At 44.6% G+C, this 20,078-nt stretch carries 17 protein-coding genes and 1 pseudogene; 6 read left to right on the top strand and 12 right to left on the bottom strand.

Going from position 1 to position 20,078, the window contains the following annotated elements; genetic code table 11:
* Positions 1–132: 132 nt before the first annotated feature.
* Together HMPREF1212_RS18640 and HMPREF1212_RS18635 are read right to left on the bottom strand one after the other, a co-directional pair.
* Positions 133–1,095, bottom strand: a complete 963-nt coding sequence (locus HMPREF1212_RS18640) for a FecR family protein (RefSeq protein ID WP_046150645.1) — start codon at positions 1,093–1,095, stop codon at positions 133–135.
* 145 nt (positions 1,096–1,240) lie between these two features.
* A complete protein-coding gene (locus HMPREF1212_RS18635; RefSeq protein WP_046150644.1) occupies positions 1,241–1,807 on the bottom strand; it encodes an RNA polymerase sigma-70 factor in 567 nt (188 codons plus the stop codon).
* 124 nt (positions 1,808–1,931) lie between these two features.
* Between HMPREF1212_RS18635 and HMPREF1212_RS18630 the strand changes: the two genes are divergently transcribed.
* Both HMPREF1212_RS18630 and HMPREF1212_RS18625 read left to right on the top strand, forming a co-directional pair.
* Entirely contained in the window at positions 1,932–2,717 is a 786-nt protein-coding gene (locus HMPREF1212_RS18630) for a head GIN domain-containing protein (RefSeq protein ID WP_028727144.1), read from the top strand.
* A gap of 9 nt (positions 2,718–2,726) precedes the next feature.
* Entirely contained in the window at positions 2,727–3,530 is an 804-nt protein-coding gene (locus tag HMPREF1212_RS18625) for a GIN domain-containing protein (RefSeq protein ID WP_028727143.1), read from the top strand.
* Here the strand turns inward: HMPREF1212_RS18625 and HMPREF1212_RS18620 are convergent, their stop codons facing one another.
* Genes HMPREF1212_RS18620 through HMPREF1212_RS18605 form a run of 4 tightly spaced genes read right to left on the bottom strand, consistent with a single transcriptional unit; the run spans position 3,531 to position 6,430 of the window.
* A complete protein-coding gene (locus HMPREF1212_RS18620; protein ID WP_046150643.1) occupies positions 3,531–4,538 on the bottom strand; it encodes an NAD-dependent epimerase/dehydratase family protein in 1,008 nt (335 codons plus the stop codon).
* A gap of 3 nt (positions 4,539–4,541) precedes the next feature.
* On the bottom strand, positions 4,542–4,748 hold the full coding sequence (locus HMPREF1212_RS18615) for a hypothetical protein (RefSeq protein ID WP_028727141.1): 207 nt from the start codon (positions 4,746–4,748) through the stop codon (positions 4,542–4,544).
* Between the two features lie 13 nt (positions 4,749–4,761).
* Positions 4,762–5,520, bottom strand: coding sequence for a metal ABC transporter ATP-binding protein (locus HMPREF1212_RS18610; protein ID WP_046150642.1), 759 nt, complete (start codon positions 5,518–5,520; stop codon positions 4,762–4,764).
* Positions 5,504–6,430: a metal ABC transporter solute-binding protein, Zn/Mn family gene (locus HMPREF1212_RS18605; protein WP_046150641.1), complete on the bottom strand. Its 927-nt coding sequence runs from the start codon at positions 6,428–6,430 to the stop codon at positions 5,504–5,506. Before HMPREF1212_RS18605 ends, HMPREF1212_RS18610 begins: the two co-directional genes overlap by 17 nt.
* Positions 6,431–6,786: 356 nt before the next feature.
* Here HMPREF1212_RS18605 and HMPREF1212_RS18600 point away from each other — a divergent pair, with 356 nt between their 5' ends.
* The gene (locus HMPREF1212_RS18600; RefSeq protein ID WP_046150640.1) at positions 6,787–7,125 is read left to right on the top strand and encodes a hypothetical protein; all 339 of its coding nucleotides are present in this window, start codon (positions 6,787–6,789) and stop codon (positions 7,123–7,125) included.
* Between the two features lie 115 nt (positions 7,126–7,240).
* Here HMPREF1212_RS18600 and HMPREF1212_RS18595 read toward each other — a convergent pair whose 3' ends face one another.
* On the bottom strand, positions 7,241–7,972 hold the full coding sequence (locus tag HMPREF1212_RS18595) for a response regulator transcription factor RprY (RefSeq protein ID WP_005861388.1): 732 nt from the start codon (positions 7,970–7,972) through the stop codon (positions 7,241–7,243).
* Between the two features lie 2 nt (positions 7,973–7,974).
* Positions 7,975–9,531, bottom strand: coding sequence for a sensor histidine kinase (locus HMPREF1212_RS18590; RefSeq protein WP_028727136.1), 1,557 nt, complete (start codon positions 9,529–9,531; stop codon positions 7,975–7,977).
* 456 nt (positions 9,532–9,987) lie between these two features.
* Between HMPREF1212_RS18590 and HMPREF1212_RS18585 the strand changes: the two genes are divergently transcribed.
* Positions 9,988–10,815 (top strand): 1-acyl-sn-glycerol-3-phosphate acyltransferase, encoded by an 828-nt coding sequence (locus tag HMPREF1212_RS18585; protein ID WP_046150639.1) that lies wholly within the window; start codon positions 9,988–9,990, stop codon positions 10,813–10,815.
* A gap of 11 nt (positions 10,816–10,826) precedes the next feature.
* Complete coding sequence (locus tag HMPREF1212_RS18580; RefSeq protein ID WP_046150638.1) at positions 10,827–11,792, top strand: GNAT family N-acetyltransferase; 966 nt, start codon at positions 10,827–10,829, stop codon at positions 11,790–11,792.
* A 194-nt stretch (positions 11,793–11,986) separates the two neighbouring features.
* On the opposite strand, the gene HMPREF1212_RS27390 is transcribed toward HMPREF1212_RS18580, so the two are convergent.
* Complete coding sequence (locus HMPREF1212_RS27390; protein ID WP_232430196.1) at positions 11,987–13,237, bottom strand: DUF3987 domain-containing protein; 1,251 nt, start codon at positions 13,235–13,237, stop codon at positions 11,987–11,989.
* Positions 13,238–13,268: 31 nt separating this feature from the next.
* On the opposite strand from HMPREF1212_RS27390, the gene HMPREF1212_RS27385 reads away from it, so the two are divergent.
* Entirely contained in the window at positions 13,269–13,433 is a 165-nt protein-coding gene (locus HMPREF1212_RS27385) for a hypothetical protein (RefSeq protein WP_232430205.1), read from the top strand.
* A gap of 296 nt (positions 13,434–13,729) precedes the next feature.
* Here the strand turns inward: HMPREF1212_RS27385 and HMPREF1212_RS27380 are convergent.
* From HMPREF1212_RS27380 to HMPREF1212_RS18565, 3 genes and pseudogenes are all read right to left on the bottom strand, one after another.
* A pseudogene (locus HMPREF1212_RS27380) lies at positions 13,730–14,188 on the bottom strand (BT4734/BF3469 family protein); the annotation flags it as partial.
* A 214-nt stretch (positions 14,189–14,402) separates the two neighbouring features.
* Entirely contained in the window at positions 14,403–14,768 is a 366-nt protein-coding gene (locus HMPREF1212_RS18570; RefSeq protein ID WP_046150636.1) for a hypothetical protein, read from the bottom strand.
* A 566-nt stretch (positions 14,769–15,334) separates the two neighbouring features.
* The gene (locus HMPREF1212_RS18565) at positions 15,335–19,759 is read right to left on the bottom strand and encodes a DUF6383 domain-containing protein (protein ID WP_046150635.1); all 4,425 of its coding nucleotides are present in this window, start codon (positions 19,757–19,759) and stop codon (positions 15,335–15,337) included.
* Positions 19,760–20,078 lie beyond the last annotated feature (319 nt).

Raw genomic sequence — 20,078 nt, 5'->3', positions numbered from 1 at the left:
TGTAGGTTACAACGCTAAGAAGATAGTATTGACTATTGCGGGGGAGTGGTACCAACACTCCCCTGTTTCGTCCTATCTGTTCATTACTGATATTTACATAGGCAATATTCTTTTTTAGTTTTACATATAAGGTTAATAAATCTCTATCTCATTTTCCGTAATTATCCGGAAATTAAATTTTCCCACTTCCTGTATCGCTTGCAGGATATTGGCTATATCGTCGCTTTGGCGGAATTTGCCCGAAAAGACATATTCCCTGATCTCCGGCTTCGTTACAGTGAATTTGACGTCGTACCACAGTTCCAGTCTTGTCAGCAATTCGCCGAAGGGCTTATCTTCGAAAGTAAAGATACCGTTCTTCAGGTATTTTGATTGTTTGAAGTTTGAAGCTGATTTCAACAACGTCCCGTCTTTCAGGAAAACCTTCTCATCCGGTTTCAGGTAAAGGCCGCTCTCTTTGTCATCCCTGTGATATACATATACAGATCCTTTCAGCAGATCGGTTTCAAAATCGGTACTTGTCGAATAGGCAAATACATTGAACTGTGTTCCCAATACCTGCACGTTATATTGTTTGGTTTTGACGATAAACGGGCGTTTCACATCTTTCTTTACGGCAAAGAAACCTTCTCCGTCCAGTTCTACGACTCTTTCTTTATTATTGAACTGATTGGGAACCTTTATTTTCGTACGTGAACTGAGCCAGGCTTCTGTCCCGTCGGCAAGCGTCAGATATACTCGCTGTCCTTGGGGAGCTTCTATCCAGATCGCTTCGTCCCGATGTTTCTCTAATGTATATTTCTCCGAAAGGAACCAGGTAGAGAAAAGCAGGGCGAAAACAGCCGCATACTTTAACGTCAAGCGGGATATATGAAGTACTCTCCTTTTGTTGGCCCGTCGTTCCAGTTCTTTGATCTTTCCGGCTACCAATTTTTGATCGCCTTCCTTATCCATCAATCCGGATAAGGCCATAATATTCTGCATATCCGCCATTTCATCTTTCAGCCTGGCATCATGTTCCATTTCCCGGAAAAGGTTTAACTTTTCGGTATCGGTAAGTGTACCTGCAAAATATTTATCGAGTTGTTCTTTCATAAAATTATATCTTCTTTACTCTTATGACGTAAAAGATAAGAATGCCGCCAAAAAGAAAATCAAAAAAATTTGACTTTAACATTTCAGGCACAGGCTCCTTCTTGCCAAAAGAACTTAAAGGGATTGAAAATCTTAGAGGGTACGATCAGATGATAAAAATAAACAATGGCACATAATCTTTCAATGTGACCTTTAGCTTTTTCAAAGCAATAGCGATCTGGCTTTCTATGGTGTTAACGGAGATATTCAGACGCTCGGCTATTTCCTTATGCCGTAAACCTTCCATCCGACTGAGTATAAAAATCTCTTTGCAACGGGCAGGTAATGAATCGACTGCCTGTGTGATAAGTGTGTCTATATCCGATACGGAAAGATTGTTCTCATCAAACTTCTGCAAAGAGTATAACTTAAATTGCAGTTCCTTTTCTTCCAGTTCCGATAGCGACTGTTTTTGTTTTCCGACCTGGGTTTGTTTGCGAAGGAAATCGATGCAACGGTTCTTTACAACGGTAAAAAGGTACGCATTCATATTCCCAAGTAAAGGTATCTGTTCCCGGTTTTCCCACAAATAAAGAAATATATCCTGTACTATGTTCTCCGCATCTTCTTTTGAAAGCAGATAAGTTTCGGAAAAGCGCACCAGTTTCGGAAAGTATATCGTATATACTTTCGAATAGTCTTCTTTACCAGAGCCAAATAAACGCTGTTCCATAACTTAATTCCCTATAAAAATATAGCAAATGTAGGAATTATAAATTAAATTACCCCTATTTTTGTAACCAACCGCATCCTTGATGCGTCTATTAAAAGGATAGGCAATACTAAACAAATAAATTATGAGAACAAAAGGCTTATTATCTATTATCATGTTATTAGGGTTGTTATTCACAGTCCAGGCAGCAGATCATGTGAAGGGAAACGGAACTCTTACCACTAAGAAGATAAAGATCGATGAATTTAATACGATCAAAATCGATGGTGTTATTGATTTTAATTACGAACAGTCGGATGCAGAACCCTATATCGAAGTAACAGTCGATGAGAACTTGCATGAGTTCGTTAATATCAATATAAAAGACAGGGAACTCTCTATCGGCTTCAAAGGAGCTAAAGTAGATCATTATACCAAGTTCATTGTAAAAACTAATTCAAAATGGCTGAAAGAAGTGAAGGCTTCAGGCAATGCCAATTTCATGGTTAATAGTGCGATTACCGGGGATGAAGTGAAGATTAAGGCTAACTCCAACTGTCTGGTTCAGTTGAAAGAAACCGTTAAAGTAGGAAAGCTGGAGCTGAATGTCTCCGGTAGCGCCAATATGGTCGTTAACGACTTGCAGGCCGATAAGCTGGAGTGCAGCATCAACGGTTCCGGTACGATCAACCTGAAGAAAGGAAAAGCGGCCGTTGGAGAATACAGCATCACCAGCAGTGGTGAAATAATGGCTTTCGGTGTGGAAGTTCCTGATCTGACATGTAAAATGACTGGTAACGGAACAATGGAAGTTCACCCCACCGACAATCTGAAAGCGAATATTGTCGGTAAAGGCAATATCCGTTACAAAGGGCCGACAGCCGTTCAGCAGAAAGTGATCGGCAAAGGCAGCGTTGAGGAAGTAAAATAATAAAACAATATGAAAACAACACTCTATTTATCCGTACTGTCCGTCATCCTGTTGCTCACTTCGGGATGTATCTTTATGCCGTCTATCAAAGGCAATGGTGACGTAATTACCCAGGCGATCGATGTCGCCGATTATGATGCGATTGAAGTACAGGGATCTTCCATCATCTTCAATTATTCGCAGCAGGAATCGGCTCCGGCTTTGACTGTAACGGTGGATCAGAATATTTACGATCTGTTTGAGTTCAAGACGGATGGAAAGAAACTTGTTATCCGTCTGAAAGATCGCGACAAGAAACCGGTAAGGCTCCGTCCGACGGAATTTACGATCACGACTAATTCTTCTTCCTTGAAAAAAGCCGATCTGGCCGGGATTGACGTGTTTAATCTGAACGGTAAATTCGCGTCAAATGAGAAGGTGAAATTCAGTATGGCGGGTAATACGACATTAGAGTTAAGAGATACTGTGACTGTTGACCAAATGGAAGTAAGTTCAGCCGGAAAAGGTACTTTGAATGCAGATGCACTATATGCGAGGACATTTAAAGGAGAAATTGCAGGACAAGCCACATTCAACCTGAAAGGTGCAGGCGAAAAAGCAGACTTTGAAATAGCCGGAAACGGTAAAGTGCGTGCGCTGGATTATGAACTCTCGACCTTATCGTGCGAGATCGCCGGAAAAGGAACGATTGAAACGTATGCAAAAGACCGGATCAATGCCCAGATAGCCGGGATGGGAACAGTGAAATATAAAGGAAACCCTACCATAAAAATGGATAAGGCAGGGTTGGGTTCAGTCAAGAAGATAGACTGATTACAGCCACCCTTCCTTCCGGTACCATTCAATACTTTCTTCCAGTCCTTTACGTAAGGGATATTCGGGAGTAAAGTTCAGCTCATCCTGAAGCGGCGTAACATCACAAATCCAGTTACGTTGTTTCAGGATGATGTATTTATCGGTGTTCAGTGTCATGCTTTTGTTCAGCAGCTTGCCGATCCATTCGGAACAATGGCAGGCAATATTGACTAATCCCAGCGGAATACGGGCATGCAGTACCCGCTTCTTTCCGAGTATATCCTGTATCATCCGGGCAAACGACTCGTCGGTATGCACATCCCCGTCGGCCACGAAGTAGTGGCGGTTGCGGATCGCTTCGTTTTCCAATGCGAGGAAAGCCACGGTAGCCAAGTCTTTTACATAGATAAATGTGATACGCTGGGGAATAGCGCCTACGGCAAAATCCAGTCCGGACTTTACACTTTTGATCTCCATGAAATAATCCTTCTCACCAGGGCCATAGACACCGGTCGGACGCAAGATCACATAAGGGAAATGAGACTGGTTGCGTATATAATTCTCGGCTTCGAGCTTACTCTTTCCGTAAGCCGTATCCGGTTGCTGCGGATCATCCAGGCGGATCGGACGGAAGGTCTTTTCGTCTCCCCGGCCGTAGCTGCTCAGGCTACTCATCAAAAGGAATTTCTTCGGTTTGCATCCGGCAGCAGCCAGTGCTTCTATAAAGTGATGCGTATATTCTGCGTTGATACGGAAGAAGCTTTTTTTATCTGTCGTTTTGGTCAGGCCGGCATTGTGGATCACATAATCCCACGCGCCATGCTCACGGGCAAAGTCGGCCAGTTGCGCTGTCAACGCTTCCGGGTTGTTATATTTGAGATCGATAAAACGGATCCGTTCATCCTGCAGGTTCTCCCGGCTACTGCTGGCACGTACACCCGCCCAGGTTTCATATCCTCTGCGCAACGCTTCTTTTACCAGAAAACCGCCGATAAAACCGCTTGCTCCTGTAATCAATATCTTCATATCTTAGTTTTTATTCTTCATATAATAGGTGTAGTAATACCACAACAGGCCGATCCAGTTGAGTACGACAATAATTACTATCCAGACGATCTTCTGCCCCCGGCTGATAAAAGGATTCTGCGAAACCGCCTTGCAGCCAAACAGAATAACAGCGATGCCAACGATAACGCCGAGTTCCGGCAATGAGATTAAACAAAGTGGGTGTGACATGGAAAAAATAGAATTAGTGTTCGTGTGTTTTCAATACCCGGTGCGGCAGGTTACCATGTCCGATCAATTCGATCGGGCAGGCATATTTCTCGCCCAGCCACTCCTCGGTGACATCCACGCCGGAATGATAGTGTGATGTTTCGTTTACGCAGGCTATATTCTTTACCATCGCCAGGACGGTTCCGATGTCGTGCGAAACAAGAATGATCGCACTCTCCTTATTGATCTCTTCCAACAACTGATAGAAACGCGACTCGAACCGCTTGTCGACATACGAATTCGGTTCGTCCAGAATAAGCAATTGCGGACGGGATACGATTGAACGCCCCAGCAGGACACGTTGCAGCTGACCGCCCGACAATTCACCGATCGACCGGGTATAAAGGTCTTCGAGTCCCATCTGCCGGATCACTTCATCGATACGTTGCTTCTGCGCCTCTGTGTACGAACGGAAACGGGGCTTTTCGGCAGCCAGTCCGGAAGCTATTACTTCCCAGACCGAGATAGGGAACTTCCGGTCGATATTGTTCAACTGGGGCAGATAACCGATCCGAAGGGAAGATACAGGCACACCATCCTGATAAAATCGGATAGAACCCGATACAGGCTGAAGCAATCCGAGGATCACCTTCAGCAAAGTAGTCTTTCCACCGCCATTCGGCCCGATAATTCCCAGAAAGTCATCTTTCCATACAGTCAGGGAGACATCCTTCAGGACAACTTTATTTCCGTAGGCGGCTGTTATCTTATCTATTTCAATGAGCTTGTCCATCTGCCAGTGCTTTTGCTATATGTATCATTTCTTTCGACCAGTGATAAGCCAGCGGATTGATCACAGTCAGTTTACATCCTGTTTCCTTGGCGATCAACTCTGCATTCTTCTGGTCGAATTCCTGTTGGATAAAGACTACACGGGCATTGTTGTCGCGGGCTGTCTCCACCAGCATCTTCAGTTGGGCCGGTGACGGCTCCTTGCCATCCATTTCGATACACAGTTGTGTCAGGTTGAATTCGTTTGCAAAATAGGTCAGGGCCGGATGGTAGATAATAAAGGTACGATCGGTCAGCGGGTCGAGTAATTGCTTGATCTCGCCCTCGGTCTTATCTATTTCATCTACCAGTTCGTTATAATTCTTCCAGAAATATTCCGTATTGTCGGGATCTAATGCGATAAAGGCATTCAATGTATTCCAGGCTACAACTTTGGCTCCGGTGATGGAACTCCAGATATGCGGATCTACTCCCCCATGATGATGATGGTGATGCCCGTCCTCTCCGGCATGAGCACTGTGATCGTGGCCGTCGTGATTATGTGCGTGGCTGTCTTCTTCCGTTTCGGTAAGCAGGTTCATCCCTTCGGAAGTGTCGAACACTTCCAGCTTCGGATTGTTCTCGCGTATCTTATCCATCCAGGCCTGTTCGAAACCGATAGGGCCGATACGCAGATAAGCCATACTTTTCCCTACCTGTATCATTTGTTGAGGTGTAGGATCGTACGTTTCGGGACTCTGTCCGGCTGGTACCACGCAGTTTATTTTGAATTTATCCCCTGCTATCTTCTCGGCAAAATAGCGTTGGGGTTCGATTGTTACTGTTACTATATTTCCTTCTGTCTGCTTGCTTACGCAGGCGGTTAGCAGAAGAATTGAGAGGAAAGTGATTATTATACTCGTTTGTTTCATGCTGGTTATCACTGTATTTATATACCGGATCGTTTATTTTATCTCAAGTCTACAAAGGTAGCAATTTTTTTAACACGGCTACCGGCGTATAAAAAGATAAACAAACGGGAGATAGGGATGGTTTATGGACGAAGCTGTTTGGGGAATTACCCAATGAGTTATGGAAATATTCCACACTTTGCGCTTCGGAACTGTTTTTCATCTTTTCCGGCAGAGAATTTTGAAGAGAGACAAGCCGCGCGTTTACAGCCTGTTATCGAAAGATCTCTTTTGTCATTTGTTTTTGGCACGGATATTGATAAGTATGGGTGAATAGGTAAATTAAGGTATTAGGTTTTTAAGGTAAAAAAGAAAGTATGAAAAAGATTGTTTTAATGGCGATAATCGCCATGAGCGTCGCATTTATGTCACAGATCCAAGCCCGGAACATACCGGATAATGTTGTAATGCAAACAGAGAAAGTCGATAAGTTCTATGAAATAGATATCACGGAGATTCCCCAGATCTTGCTGGAAGGGGTGAACAAGGTCTATCAGGATTGCCTGATCAAGTCGGTTTATGTATCAAACAATAGCACGTATGTAAAATATAAGGTTGTCCTGCTGACCCGCGAGCAGAAAGAGTTGAAAGTCTATTTCGATGACAAAGGAAACGTAGTTAAAGAACACGGATATTTCGAGGGCGCAGCTATCTAAGTGTCCGACATCTATAATAAGAAAGGCATTGCCCGCTCATCGAGCAGCAATGCCTTTCTTATTTCATCTTCCGGAGCCGGTCGGCTTATGGCTGACCAGCTTCGGGATTTGTTCATTAAAGTACCTGGATACCTTCTTCGCGGGCCTGTTCTTCTCCTGAAGGAGTGATCAGTTTGTAACCCTTACCGTGGATGTTGATGATTTCGATACCTGGATCATCTTTCAACAGTTTACGAAGTTTTGTGATATACACGTCCATACTACGGGCATTGAAGTAGTTGTCATCTACCCAGATTGTTTTCAGTGCATAGTTGCGTTCCAGAATTTCATTTGCATGTGCACACAGAAGGCTCAGCAATTCACATTCTTTGGTAGTCAGCTTTGTTACTTTGTCGCCGATAGCCAGTGTTTGTTTCTGAGTATCGAACAAGAAATTACCAAGCTTGTAGAAAGGAATGTCTTTCATCTTCTTACCTTTCACACGGCGAAGGATCGCTTCGATACGAAGCAACAACTCTTCCATGCTGAACGGTTTTGTCAGATAGTCGTCTGCACCGATTTTGAATCCTTCCAGGATATCTTCCTTCATTGTCTTTGCAGTAAGGAAAATAATTGGAATATCAGGATTTATTGAACGGATCTCCTGTGCAAGAGTGAAACCGTCTTTTTTCGGCATCATCACGTCTAATACGCAAAGATCATATTTGCCTTTGGTGAAACCTTTGTAACCAGCTTCTCCATCAGAGAAGAGATCAGTTACATAACCTTTTGCCTGTAGGTATTCTCTTAATAGCATACCCAGGTTTTCGTCGTCTTCACAAAAGAAGATTTTCAGTTTTTCTTCCATAACTAACTTTTTATAAGAGGTAAAGTAATAATAAATTTTGTTCCAACATTTCCGGGACCGATCTCGGCACGGATCGTACCTTTATGGTCCTCGATAATTTTACGGACGTAGGCCAGTCCCAAGCCGAAACCTTTTACGTCGTGTACGTTTCCGGTAGGTACGCGGAAGAAGCGGTCGAACACTTTCTTAAGGTATTCTTTCTTGATCCCGATACCATTATCTTCAACAGCAATCAACAGTTTCCCGTTGTTATCGTTCCAAGTTCTTACCATCAATGTAAGCGGCACTTCCGGGCGGCGGTATTTCACTGCGTTGTCCATCAGATTGAACAGTACATTGGTGATATGCATTTCATCTACATAGATGGACGAGTCCGTTGCCTGTAAGTCAATGTCGAGTGAGCCATCATACTTTTCTACTTTCAGGACGAAGGTGTTCGCTACACTGATCACCAGATCGTTTGCATCTACTTCTTTCAGTTTAAGTGCTGCTTTCTGCCGTTCGAACAACGACATCTGAAGCACTTTTTCTACCAGGAAGCCCAGTCGCTTCGTTTCATCATTAATAACTCCTGATATGTGTTTGAACACGTCGGGGCTCTTGGTAATATCCGAATCTTTCAACATCTGTGCCGCAAGGGAGATCGTAGAAACCGGTGTTTTCAGCTCGTGCGTCATATTGTTGATAAAGTCGTTCTTCATTTCTGACAGTCTCTTCTGGCGGAATACTATATATATGGTAAAGACGAACGTTACCAAAAGTATCAGCGAGAAGACGACAGACGGTACAATAAATGTTACAGAACTTGAAATATAATCACCCTTTGTCGGGAAATATACCTTCAGATAATTCTGCTTCGAGGGAGGATCGTTCGGGAACAATACATACGTAATGATATCAGACGCAATAGGTTCCTTCTTTATTTCCCCACTCTGGTACACTGTTTTACCATCTTTGTTAATAACAAGAAATATGAACGGCAAGTTCAAACCGTTGTTAATAAATTCTGTTTTTAAGTAATTATTCAGTTTCTTAAAATCCACCCGCTCCTGAATAGGCTTAAGGTTTGGCGTGTATAACATACTATACACGACCTCTTTCATCAAAGCATCCTGATATTGAAAACGGCGCTTCAATGTTTTCTGCAAATCCTGCGAGGTACTGACAATGTTGTTGGATGCCTGTTTCTTATCCAGCGACGACAGCGGTTCGAATTTCTGGCTGAAACTGTGTAACTGCTCTATATGCAGGATATTTCCGTTGGCATCCTGTATCTGTAATTTCTGCTGGCTGATTGTCTGGGCAAGATTCTTCTGTGCATCCTGGCTGTTTTGCAGATACTCATTCTCATCACGCTTGATATCCTCTTCGAGATATTTACGTGTTTCGTCGAGCTCCAGGTTTTTTGATACCTGATGCAGGCTTCTTTTTACTGTTTCGTTGAATTGCTCGCTACTTTTTTTGAGTATGATGCTCACGTACTTAACCTGAAGGAAAAGCAAGCCGGCAAATGCAAATGCCATTACAATAGCGAGTAACCAAATAGTCGATTTCCTCATTCGAAATACTTTCTCTTTTTAACAGAACAAATAACGCTCATTTTAGTTTAATATTCACACAAAAAAGGTAAAAAACGTAGGCTTATTATGTTAAATATAGTTTGCCTGTCCACCTGTTATTTTGTATATCCCTTTTGAAAACAGTGCTTTAGCCTTATATTCTCCTTCCGAAAGGAATAGTTGTAGCTTCGTTCTTGTGTATAAAAACATAATTATTGATTATTTTGTTTCAACTTATGCAAAAAATATGAATTTGCCGGAGGCGGATACGGACTCATATTCGGGCATACGGAAAAGGTATAATATATATGTATAACGGACGCAACTACCGATTTATTTTATATCCGGGCTAACGAACGGTAACAGAAGAAATTGAAACTTCTTAAAAACTTTTGCCGAATGCATTCAGTTTTAATTATTAGCTATATCTTTGTCACCTGACAAGAGTTATGTAGCATGGCACAAGAAGGTATTACACAAATTGATGTAAAACAGGTATTGCAACAGAAGGCTCCCTCGGTGGCCGGCAAAATTCCCGGTTTTATTGTCAATTATCTGATCCGTACCATTCACCAGGATGAATTGAATGATATCCTTACGCGGTATCATGATAAGGATGGGGTTGATTTTATGAAGGAACTGATCGGTTACTTTGATCTGACCCTGGAACTGGTGAATGAAGAAAATATTCCTGCGGAAGGACGCTATATCTTTGCATCCAATCATCCGCTGGGAGGACTGGACGGTATCTGCCTGTCGGCAGTGATCGGCCAGCATTATAACGGAAAGATCCGTTATCTGGTAAACGACCTGTTACTCTACCTGTCTAATTTAAGATCCATTTTTGTCCCCATCAATAAGCACGGTGCACAGGGAAAGAACAATGCCCGGTTGATCGATGAAGCGTATGCTTCGGATAATCAGATCGTGACGTTCCCGGCTGGTCTTTGTTCCCGTAAGATAGACGGGAAGATACAAGATCCCGAGTGGAAGAAATCGTTTATCCAGAAGGCCGTCGAACATAAACGGGATGTGGTGCCGGTTTATTTCGAAGGAAGGAACTCCAATTTCTTTTATCGGCTGGCTAATCTGCGTAAGGCGTTGGGGATTAAGATGAACTATGAAATGCTTTATCTGCCGGACGAAATGTTTCGGTGCAAACATAAAACGTTCCGTATCCATTTCGGGGAGCCTATTCCGTGGCAGACCTTCGACACAAGTAAGAAGCCGGGCGAATGGGCCGAATGGGTAAGAACACTTGTTTATAATCTCAGGAAATCATAGACTCTATTTATATGCAAGACATTATTAAACCGATTGATCGTGCAATCCTTAAGGCGGAACTGACGAAAGAGAAGAAGCTCCGCAGCACGAATAAATCAAACAATGAAATATATATTGTAACCGCCCATGACTCGCCTAATGTAATGCAGGAAATCGGGCGTTTGCGTGAAATCGCATTTCGTTATTATGGCGGGGGAACCGGCTTTCCGGTAGATATCGACGAGTTCGATACGATGGAGGATGCCTATCGTCAGTTGATCGTCTGGAGTCCGGAAGATGAACAGATACTGGGTGGTTATCGTTTCCTTTGCGGTTCGGATGTCAAGTTCGATGAGAACGGTAAGCCGATGCTGGCTACTTCCCACCTGTTTAACTTCTCTGAAAAGTTCAATAAAGAATTCCTTCCTTATACGGTCGAGTTGGGCCGCTCTTTTGTTACTTTGGAATATCAGTCTACGCGCGCCGGTGCAAAAGGTTTGTTCGTGCTGGATAATTTGTGGGACGGACTGGGCGCCCTGTCGGTCGTCGATCCGAGCCTGCAGTATTATTTCGGGAAAGTAACGATGTATAATACCTATAATACGGAAGCCCGCAACATGATCCTTTATTTTCTGGGTATGCATTTCCCGGATGCGGATAAGCTGGTGACACCTGTCTACCCGCTGCAGACGGATATGGATCTGGAGAAAATGAAGGCTTTATTCCGGTATGATAATTTCAAGGATAATTACAAGGTGCTGAACCAGGAAGTGCGTAAGTTCGGTATCAATGTGCCGCCGCTTGTAAATGCCTACATGAGCCTTTCTCCAAAGATGCGCGTATTCGGTACAGCCATCAACCACGAGTTCGGGGATGTGGAAGAAACAGGTATCCTGATCGCCATCAATGAAATTCTTGAAGATAAGAAGAAACGTCATATCGAAACCTACCTGAAAGAAGAAGGACAAACAGCCGACCTGATCCGGAAAGCGGAATAAGTCGGGCTGCCGGAAGCCATCTTCCGATCATCGACATTACGCATACGTATGTGACGTACAAATTTTCTACCCTATACCCTGCTTCCTGATACCCTATAACGTATCGCTTTCCACCTTATAGGGTGTCGGGCGACAGGTTATAGGGTAAAATGTAGGGAAACGGGAGATAATAAACATTGCGGCACTTACGGCATTTACGGCATCCCCTCTGTTTTGCGGTAGACGCCACGCGACAGGCGGGTGATGAAGGCCGGTTGCAGGCGCGAGAGATAACGGCGCACGGCTCGTTCGCCGATCCCTGCCGACTGGCAAAGCGGGTAGAGATCCGACAAGGTGAACTGCTCCGGCAAACTGTTGAATATCTTCCGGAAATTGTCCGGGCAACTCAGTTCGGGCGTCTCGGTATCCACCTGCAACTGCGTCATCAACAGACGGCTATGCTCGATGCAGACCCCAGTGATCGCCATTGCCGCCCGGAAATGACGGTCACTGCAGAAACGTTCGTCCACCCCGTAATCGAGGCCGGCCACATCGAGAGCGGTAAAGATCATACAAAGGCGGAACGTGATTAGCCCGTAACGCTTCACCACACTCAGGAAATCATCGCTGCCAAACACATCCGACTCGCCCAGCAGACGGCCGAAATGACGGTTCAGCTCTTCCCACTGCCGCGCGGTGAGGCGTACCTGCAAACGACGTTTACGCAATAGCTCGGCGGCATCGGCCATCCTTTCGGAAAGACTGTCCAGATGAGACTCGAAATCTTCCGTATCTTCCGTGGGCGACACATCCTGCCAGACAGCCTTACTGCGGCAGGTGTAGAGCAACAGGCGGCTCACCAGTCCGTTCTCCGTATCAGGTATCAGGCGCGGAAACTGTCCCGGTGTCCCGGCCAGCAGCACGGCCAGACGGGGACGGGGGATACGGATCATTTCATTATCCGTCTTACGCGACGAAGCCACCGGCTCATGGTGGAACGCCTTGCGCAGCAGGTCGTCGAACTGCCCGTAATCCTGTCGCGAGGCGCTGATCAGGGTATCGATCTCGCTGTCGACCATCAGGCCGCCTGTTTCGCCGTTGTCGGCCAGATGCACCAATAGCTTGGCTTTCGTTATCTGGGTAGGGATCAGGAAGTAGCAGGTAGACTCTTTCAGCGGGGCTTCCGCTATCTGTACCGCTTTGCCTTTCCGGTGGGCAGTCGTCTTTTTCAGTTCCCACTCTTCTTGTGCCTGCCGGTAAGCCTCTTCTTTCCGCTTCGTCTCGATCTCGATCAGCGAAGCATACCGGTCGGCCAGGCGGCGCATATCGTTGATACACCCTTTGCCGTTGGCTGCCGGAGCCACCTCGACGGTAAAGAGGTGGGGATAGACGCGTTTTTTGTTATACACGCCCCAGACCCCCGGCAAACAGGCACTGGCTACGGTGCAGGCTGCCAGCAAGGCCATGTCGCGTTCGCGCGGATCGGTATAGAAACGAATGGCCTCACCCAGGAGCGACGGCAGATGGTCTGTCAGGTCGGCGGGCAGGAGAGGGGTCGATTCGCGTAGCTCTTCCCCCGAAACGACGGGCGATGCCGTAAGTGCCGCTTCTGGCCGTAACGCGGGTAGGCGGGAAGATCGCTCGTCGCTATTTCCCTGGTAAGCAGAGGATAATGCCAGACGGATCTCCTCTTCCGTAAAGTCGGGGGCGGTTAACAGGGCGGCGCAGAAAGTGGCTGTCTCGTCGCAGCCGAAGCCCCGGCGGTTGGCCTCGCAGCCGAGGCGGTAGACTGTCTGGTTACGGTTGCCTTCGAGGGGCGGATGGTTGCGCAGCCAATCGTGAACAAACACTTGTGCCGGGGCGATGGTGGAAGGGGAGAAAACCTCGGCTTCGGGGTTGTAGTAAGCTTCCGGATCATAGCTTACGTAACAGCAACGGCTGATGTCTTTGCAGGCACGGTCGCAGAACAGTCCCGCCAGTTGCTCGTAGCAGGCAGCCACTGCCGCGAAGGTGGCAGGGTGTTCTCCACCGCCGGTATCGACGGCAACGAATACTTTCAACCCCTGTCCGCCGGGACTGACGAAGAGGGCCAGCGTGGTAGCCAGTCCGCGCAACCGGGCAGCCAACCCCGAAGGGTTGGCCACATGGTCGAAATCGAGTCCTGCGATCTGCGAGTAAGCTTCCAGCTGGTTAGCCCGGTGGCCACCCTTGAAGAGTCCCGAGGGCGTGAATCCCGGCAGCTGCTTCTTTTGTTCCCGGGCTCCTTCCCGATCGTCTGCCGACAATGCGGCGCGGTAGGCAACGATCAGGTACTCCCAACGGCGGCTACGGATCAGGATAATGATTTCTTCCAGCGTGTAGGCTTTGGAAGGCGGCAGGTAAAGCCGCTCGAAAAAAGAAATGGCGGGTGCATTCATAATGTCTTAATTTAATGGTTATACAACTTATTGGTTGATATACAAAGCTACTGTTTCCGATCTTGATTGTCAAGCATAGGAAGCGACCACCCGGCCGTTGCCGCGGGAGAAGCCGGAAGGTGTGGAAAGGTGCCTGAAGGTACCTGACAGCATCCCGACTCCCCGGTGGCGGTGGCCAGGGTGGTCGTTTCTTCTGCGGGGAGTGGGAAAATATTTATTTACCCAGTTTCCGGTGCTTGTCCGCCATGTAATAATAGCGGGCGACGGTGGCTTCGGCAACTTCGAAACCGAAGATATCGCAAAACAGTCCGAACAGTCGCCCGTCGTGTGTGCAGCCGGGACAGTTCTTCAGCGAATGGTCGATATCCTTCAGTGCGAAGCTGAGGGAAATATAGATCGCCTGGGGTACATGCTGCTTGTCTTCGGGATAGATAACAGCAGCTCCCAGTTTGTTTCGGAGCAGGGACTTGCCATGTTTCAATCTCCGTTCGTTTCTGCGCGACAGCTTGCCGCACTCGTCTTTCATCCGGCGGAGACGTTCGATCTCGCCGGCCAGGGCATCCAATGTGAGGGATGCCAATGAGGGCTCTTTTTTTTCATCTTGATGATTATTTTAAATATGTAATATGCAGATGGGGATAGTAGATGGTTCAGTTCTTGACAAATTTGAGCTATACAGCTGTAACTGTTATTGCATCCTTGAGGGCCTCGAAGAGGGCCTACTATGTTAACCGCTGGTGAAGCGAAGCGTAACCTGCGGTAATAACTGCGTCTGATAACCGTCCTCGAAGAGGGCGAACAGGGGTCTTTTCTGTCGCTCTTATTCGCCCCCTTCGAGGACGATCTGTCTCTATTGTCTGCTTACCGCAGGTTGCGCTTCGCTTCACCAGCGGTTAAGTCAGTTGGCCCTCTTCGAGGGCCGGGATAGCTCAGTTTTTTCTAACAACGAAACCCCGGAGAACGAATTCCCCGGGGCTTGTTTTTGTCTGTTTTTGCTCTTCACAGAGATCGAACAGAAGAACTTTATTTCATTACTTTAGTATTAATATCGACCGCTTGTTCACCCATCACGGGATACTTGGTTAATTCTTGTATAGGGCATCAACCGCGCAGTCAAATTTAAATTTATTGATTATAAATAGTTACTTATTTTACGATAGCCTTTACAGCTGCTTCACCTTCTACAGCAACTACTACGATACCTGCAGGAGCAGAGAGGGTAGCGTTGTCGGAAGAAAGAACTGTGTTAGCGATTGTCTGACCAAGTACGTTAGTGATAACGACTGTCTTGCCGGCTGCACCCTTGATGGTTACGATACCGTTACCAGCGATAACTGATACTTCAGCAGCGTTAATACCTTCGTTAGAAACCGGAGTCTTATCTGTTTTATTGATGTTGAAACGTTCTGCATCTGTAATATCATCAGTCAGAACAGCTACACCATTGATTAAACGGATAAAGCTATTGTTCTTAGCACCTTCGATATAGAACTCAGCACCTTCGTTGCCTGTCAGGCGGAACTGCCATGCACCTTCAACGAATGCATTCTTGCTCAGATCGATTGTGTCGTTAGCTGCATTCTTAGTTCCTGTAAACTTAGAGCTCAGGATGATCAGGCTATCACCACGGTGAATACCATCCACGAATGCCAAACGAGTATATTTACGGTTTTCATAAGTAAACTTAGTTTCTTCAGTCTTGTTAGCAGCGTTAGCAACAGAGTCAGCCAATGTTACCAGGTAGCTAGCCTTAACCTGAGGAATTTCATGTTTACCGTGAGCGGGATCGTAAGGACAATCCTGAAGAACCGGAGTAAAGTCAGGACGTAATGCCAGCATATACTGAGGACGGTTTGTATTGTTACGTACATAAGCAGTATCTACAAACATGGCAGCGTTGCTATCCATTTCTTTCTCATTGAAATCACCTAAGAAATTCAATCCCAGAGGATCTGCTTCGTAACCGGCCACTTTGTTCATTGTATTTTCATACAAGAAACGGTTTGAATTACGAGTTACATAGAATTCAGCATTGTTTACATCCATATCCTTCAGACCATCTTCTGCATCTGTTACATTCAGACGACGATATTTAGGAGCATCTTTCTGGATAAGAGCGAATGTAGAAGTACGACCGTCTTCAGAATAACCATACCAACCTTTCATTTCACCTTCCAACTTTTCAGTAATCAGGATTGAAGGATAGTCTTTTACAGAAATCTTCCAAGCAGACGGTTCATAACCGATAACTTCTTCTTTATCGTTTGAGATAGCCTTAGCTTCTATAATTGCGTAGTTGCATGTACCATCTACTTCTTTGAATTCTTTCAACAAGAACGGCTGAACGCTAGTCCATGTCAATACATTCTTATCATCGATCTTTTCATATTTACGAGTTACAAGTCTGTATTTACCATTAACATCTACAGAAACATACAGCTTATCTTCATCCTTTACATTCTTGTTTGGAGTTTCCAACTGGATATAATAAGCTTGACGATACAGATCTTTTGCAATATCTTCGTCAGAAGCACCATACTGTACAGCATCAAAAGTAGGAATCAAACGGAAGAAAGCTTCTGCTTCTTCTGCTTTTGTTACATTCAGGATAGAATCCTTTTCTGTATAATTAACGAACAAACCTTCGATTTCATTCAAATAACGCAGAGCATAAACTTCCAACTGATCAGCTGTTTCATCATTATATTTAGCAGCTGCATAATAACCCAATGTAGAGTCAGCCAAAGCTACCTTGTCAGTAATCTGAGACAGTTTCAAAGAGTCACCGTAAACAGTTGTGTACAGATCTTTTGTTGCTGTTGCATACAGATATTGTACAGGCAGATAAGCTGCATTAGTATAATAATATAACGATTCTCCCGATTCACGGTTTACAATAGTATTAATATTGCTACCATTATTATGAGAAAGCATCCACTGTGCAGCAGGGATATGATTCAGATTCTGATCTTCAACTGTAGCTATTGCCTGACCTTCCGGCAACCAGTTTGCTACCAAATAACGACCATTTTGATCTTTGTTCTCTACATCATAGCTAACATACTGAATAGTATATACTCCTTCTGCAATTTCTGCACCCTGAGCCAAGTTTACATTGAAACCGATACGGGTATTGATAGTAGTGCGGTTTGTTCCGGATACATTCTGAGGTTCACCGACTGTTGCTTCAGTATGAGTATTTGCTAATACTGCCAACATAACAGTTTTGCCATTACCTTCATATGAATATGTCGGTTTCGGATCATTGATATCAGCCCAATACTTAGTACCTTCAGCAGGTAACATTGCATAACCGTCAGTTACGATATCCAAAGAGTCCTGAGTAGGATAATAAGTGAACTTAAAGTTGAAGTGACCATTATAGTCTCTCTGCATAGCAACCGGCATAGCTGCACCATTACTCTTTTTCGGCATATTGTAATACCATTCAGCAAATGTCAAATTACGTCTTCCTGATGCACTCGTTACGAAGTTTGTATCAACTGCCAGATACAGGGCATTTTTCTTAGCGTCTTTCTTGTCAAGAGACAGCATTACGTAGTCAGCAAGTTTTGTTACATCTTCTACTTCTCTACCACCTTCACCTTCGTCTTTAACACCACCTTCTTCGATAGCTGTTGCAGTAATTGCTGCAATTGCATCTGCAAGAGTCAATTCTGGTTTTGCTTTCAAAGCATCATCATAAGCCTTACCTAAAACAGCAGCGATTTCATCTCCTACAGTTTTACTATCAGCAGCTTCTTTAGCAGCAGCTTCAGCAGCAGTTTTAACGGCTACAGGTTTTACGGCATCTAAAGCTTCTTCAATAGAAGCAATAGCAACAGTCAACTTGTCGGCATTTTCTACAGCTACAAATTTATCTAAAGCAGCATTAACAAACGCTGCACATCCATCATCAGTATCTGTTCCTGCAGGCTGATCCAAGCTAGCAATAGCTGCATCAACAACAGTTGCAACATTTTCTTTAGTAAAGCCATCACCTTCTACAGATACTTTATAGCCTGCCAATGCATCAAGATAAGCATCCTTAACAGGCTGTTCCAAAGCTATATTTAAGCCAGCATAAGCGTTTTCTAATTCACCTACTGCGGCATCTAAAAGTTGCAACAAATCATTCGCTCTTTCAGCCGTAAACTCACCTGAATTAGGAACCAGTGCTTCTAAAAGACCATCATATTCACCACCATCATTAAAAGACAATGCTTTTAATGCAGTCTGAACACCCGCCTGATTAGCATCTGAAACAGTTTTTACTTCACCAGCATGACCTTTAAGAGCAGCAGCCAATTCATCAACAGAATTATTTAATGCTGTCAGTCCTTCTTCTGTAGTAACCGCTTCAGTAACTAAGGCTTCAAAAAGATCTTTTAATGCAGTTTTAGCATTTGCTTCTATAGCTGTTGATATATTACTATTATCAAATGCAACTTTAATTTCAGCTTCAGCCGTATTATTCGCAGGCGTAGGTGTGATACCCTTTTCAATCTCAGCCTTCACTGCTGTAGCAGCAGCAAGGTTCGCAGCTGCCGTACTAATTTCAAGAGTCTGAGCTGCTGTGATTTCTTTAGCAGCAGTAGTAGCAGCAGCGAAATCGTCACCTGTTGCAGCAGCAGCAACTTCTGCTTTAAAAGCACTTACAGCATCATCTACAACAACGTCATTAATCAGGCCCTGTGCATATGTAGCTGTATTGATAGCTTGAGCAGCAGCATAACCGGCAGCTGCAGCAGTAGCCTCGTCAGCGGAATAATAAGTAGCATCAGCAACTCCTTCGATAGAATAAACAACCGGAGAATTGTAAATAGCCGGTTCAGCCTTCAACAAGCCTTTTGTCCAAAGGTTGCCGATTTCAGAGCCTTTTACATCGTCATTGAAAGTCAGTTTAAATTTGCTGTCAGCATCCTGAGTCATCAGCATTGAGTTCAGGTCGTCAGCACCCAAAACAACAGAAGCAGCAACAATCGGCTGTAAGTTCAATGCATTAGAAGGTACGCCACCAGAAGTTTTATATCTCTGAGCAACAACTTTTCCGGCAGAAGTAGCCAATACAACAGCGGAATCTAACTTTGCGCTATAGTTATTGATCAAAGCTGTCGGAGCAAATTCGTTAGCACCTGTTACATTCAGAGACGGAAGCCATTTCCACAAGCCATCTGTACCAGGATATTCAGAAATAACACCATTTGCATCCACATTTCTCGGAGTGAATGACAATGGAATACCGTAAGCTGCACTTACGAAAGTAAATGAAGGGCCACCTTCTTTATTTTCCTGATAAGTGATTTTCCATAATGTTTCTGCCAGATTTGCATTGCTACCAGCAGCAACCATTTTCAATTCGTACTTGTAATTGTAGACTTCACCTGTACGAACTAATGCCAGCACCTGACCGTCCCCATTAGCCAACTGAAATGCTGCCCCCTGTTTAACAGATGTAGCAACTGTACCCGCGTCTTTGAACTTCACGAATTCAGGAGTAGCAGCATTAACAGTTCCGATACTTGAAGCAAGCAGGATGCTTGCTACCAGAGTAGAAAACTTTTTGTTCATAAATCTTTAATTTAATATTAATAATAGTGTTACTTAAAAAGCCTTTTAACCTTAGATCGGAAACGTATGTTTTAGCAAATGACTAGCCAAAACGTTCCTTTTTTCTAGTCATTTTTTGAGGAGTTGATTGCTTTCGTGTAAAAAAGGGAGAATTTTATACTAACTTTGCTATCCGGTTGATAAGAAAGCACATAGATTAGGTAAAATAATTTGGAAAAGGATTGCAGATTCAAAATTAAGCTATACCTTTGTATGACTAAAAAAAAGGAACGATTTATCTAGTCAGTCCTATATCGCCATCTATCCTTTATTATTCAAC

The sequence above is a fragment of the Parabacteroides sp. HGS0025 genome (genome assembly GCF_000969845.1).
Lineage (GTDB): Bacteria > Bacteroidota > Bacteroidia > Bacteroidales > Tannerellaceae > Parabacteroides > Parabacteroides gordonii.
Note: the sequence above shows the minus strand (reverse complement) of the source record. Positions and strands in the feature narration are given on the sequence as shown.

Excerpts from the sequence above, each read along its gene's own strand:
- HMPREF1212_RS18625 (WP_028727143.1), top strand. The coding sequence starts at position 2,727 with ATGAAAACAACACTCTATTTATCCGTACTGTCCGTCATCCTGTTGCTC.
- HMPREF1212_RS18635 (WP_046150644.1), bottom strand. The coding sequence starts at position 1,807 with ATGGAACAGCGTTTATTTGGCTCTGGTAAAGAAGACTATTCGAAAGTA.
- HMPREF1212_RS18605 (WP_046150641.1), bottom strand. The coding sequence starts at position 6,430 with ATGAAACAAACGAGTATAATAATCACTTTCCTCTCAATTCTTCTGCTA.
- HMPREF1212_RS18565 (WP_046150635.1), bottom strand. The coding sequence starts at position 19,759 with ATGAACAAAAAGTTTTCTACTCTGGTAGCAAGCATCCTGCTTGCTTCA.
- HMPREF1212_RS18600 (WP_046150640.1), top strand. The coding sequence starts at position 6,787 with ATGAAAAAGATTGTTTTAATGGCGATAATCGCCATGAGCGTCGCATTT.
- HMPREF1212_RS18610 (WP_046150642.1), bottom strand. The coding sequence starts at position 5,520 with ATGGACAAGCTCATTGAAATAGATAAGATAACAGCCGCCTACGGAAAT.
- HMPREF1212_RS27385 (WP_232430205.1), top strand. The coding sequence starts at position 13,269 with ATGGCCTCACCCAGGAGCGACGGCAGATGGTCTGTCAGGTCGGCGGGC.
- HMPREF1212_RS18640 (WP_046150645.1), bottom strand. The coding sequence starts at position 1,095 with ATGAAAGAACAACTCGATAAATATTTTGCAGGTACACTTACCGATACC.
- HMPREF1212_RS18630 (WP_028727144.1), top strand. The coding sequence starts at position 1,932 with ATGAGAACAAAAGGCTTATTATCTATTATCATGTTATTAGGGTTGTTA.
- HMPREF1212_RS18595 (WP_005861388.1), bottom strand. The coding sequence starts at position 7,972 with ATGGAAGAAAAACTGAAAATCTTCTTTTGTGAAGACGACGAAAACCTG.
- HMPREF1212_RS18585 (WP_046150639.1), top strand. The coding sequence starts at position 9,988 with ATGGCACAAGAAGGTATTACACAAATTGATGTAAAACAGGTATTGCAA.
- HMPREF1212_RS27390 (WP_232430196.1), bottom strand. The coding sequence starts at position 13,237 with ATGGCCTTGCTGGCAGCCTGCACCGTAGCCAGTGCCTGTTTGCCGGGG.
- HMPREF1212_RS18615 (WP_028727141.1), bottom strand. The coding sequence starts at position 4,748 with ATGTCACACCCACTTTGTTTAATCTCATTGCCGGAACTCGGCGTTATC.
- HMPREF1212_RS18590 (WP_028727136.1), bottom strand. The coding sequence starts at position 9,531 with ATGAGGAAATCGACTATTTGGTTACTCGCTATTGTAATGGCATTTGCA.
- HMPREF1212_RS18580 (WP_046150638.1), top strand. The coding sequence starts at position 10,827 with ATGCAAGACATTATTAAACCGATTGATCGTGCAATCCTTAAGGCGGAA.
- HMPREF1212_RS18620 (WP_046150643.1), bottom strand. The coding sequence starts at position 4,538 with ATGAAGATATTGATTACAGGAGCAAGCGGTTTTATCGGCGGTTTTCTG.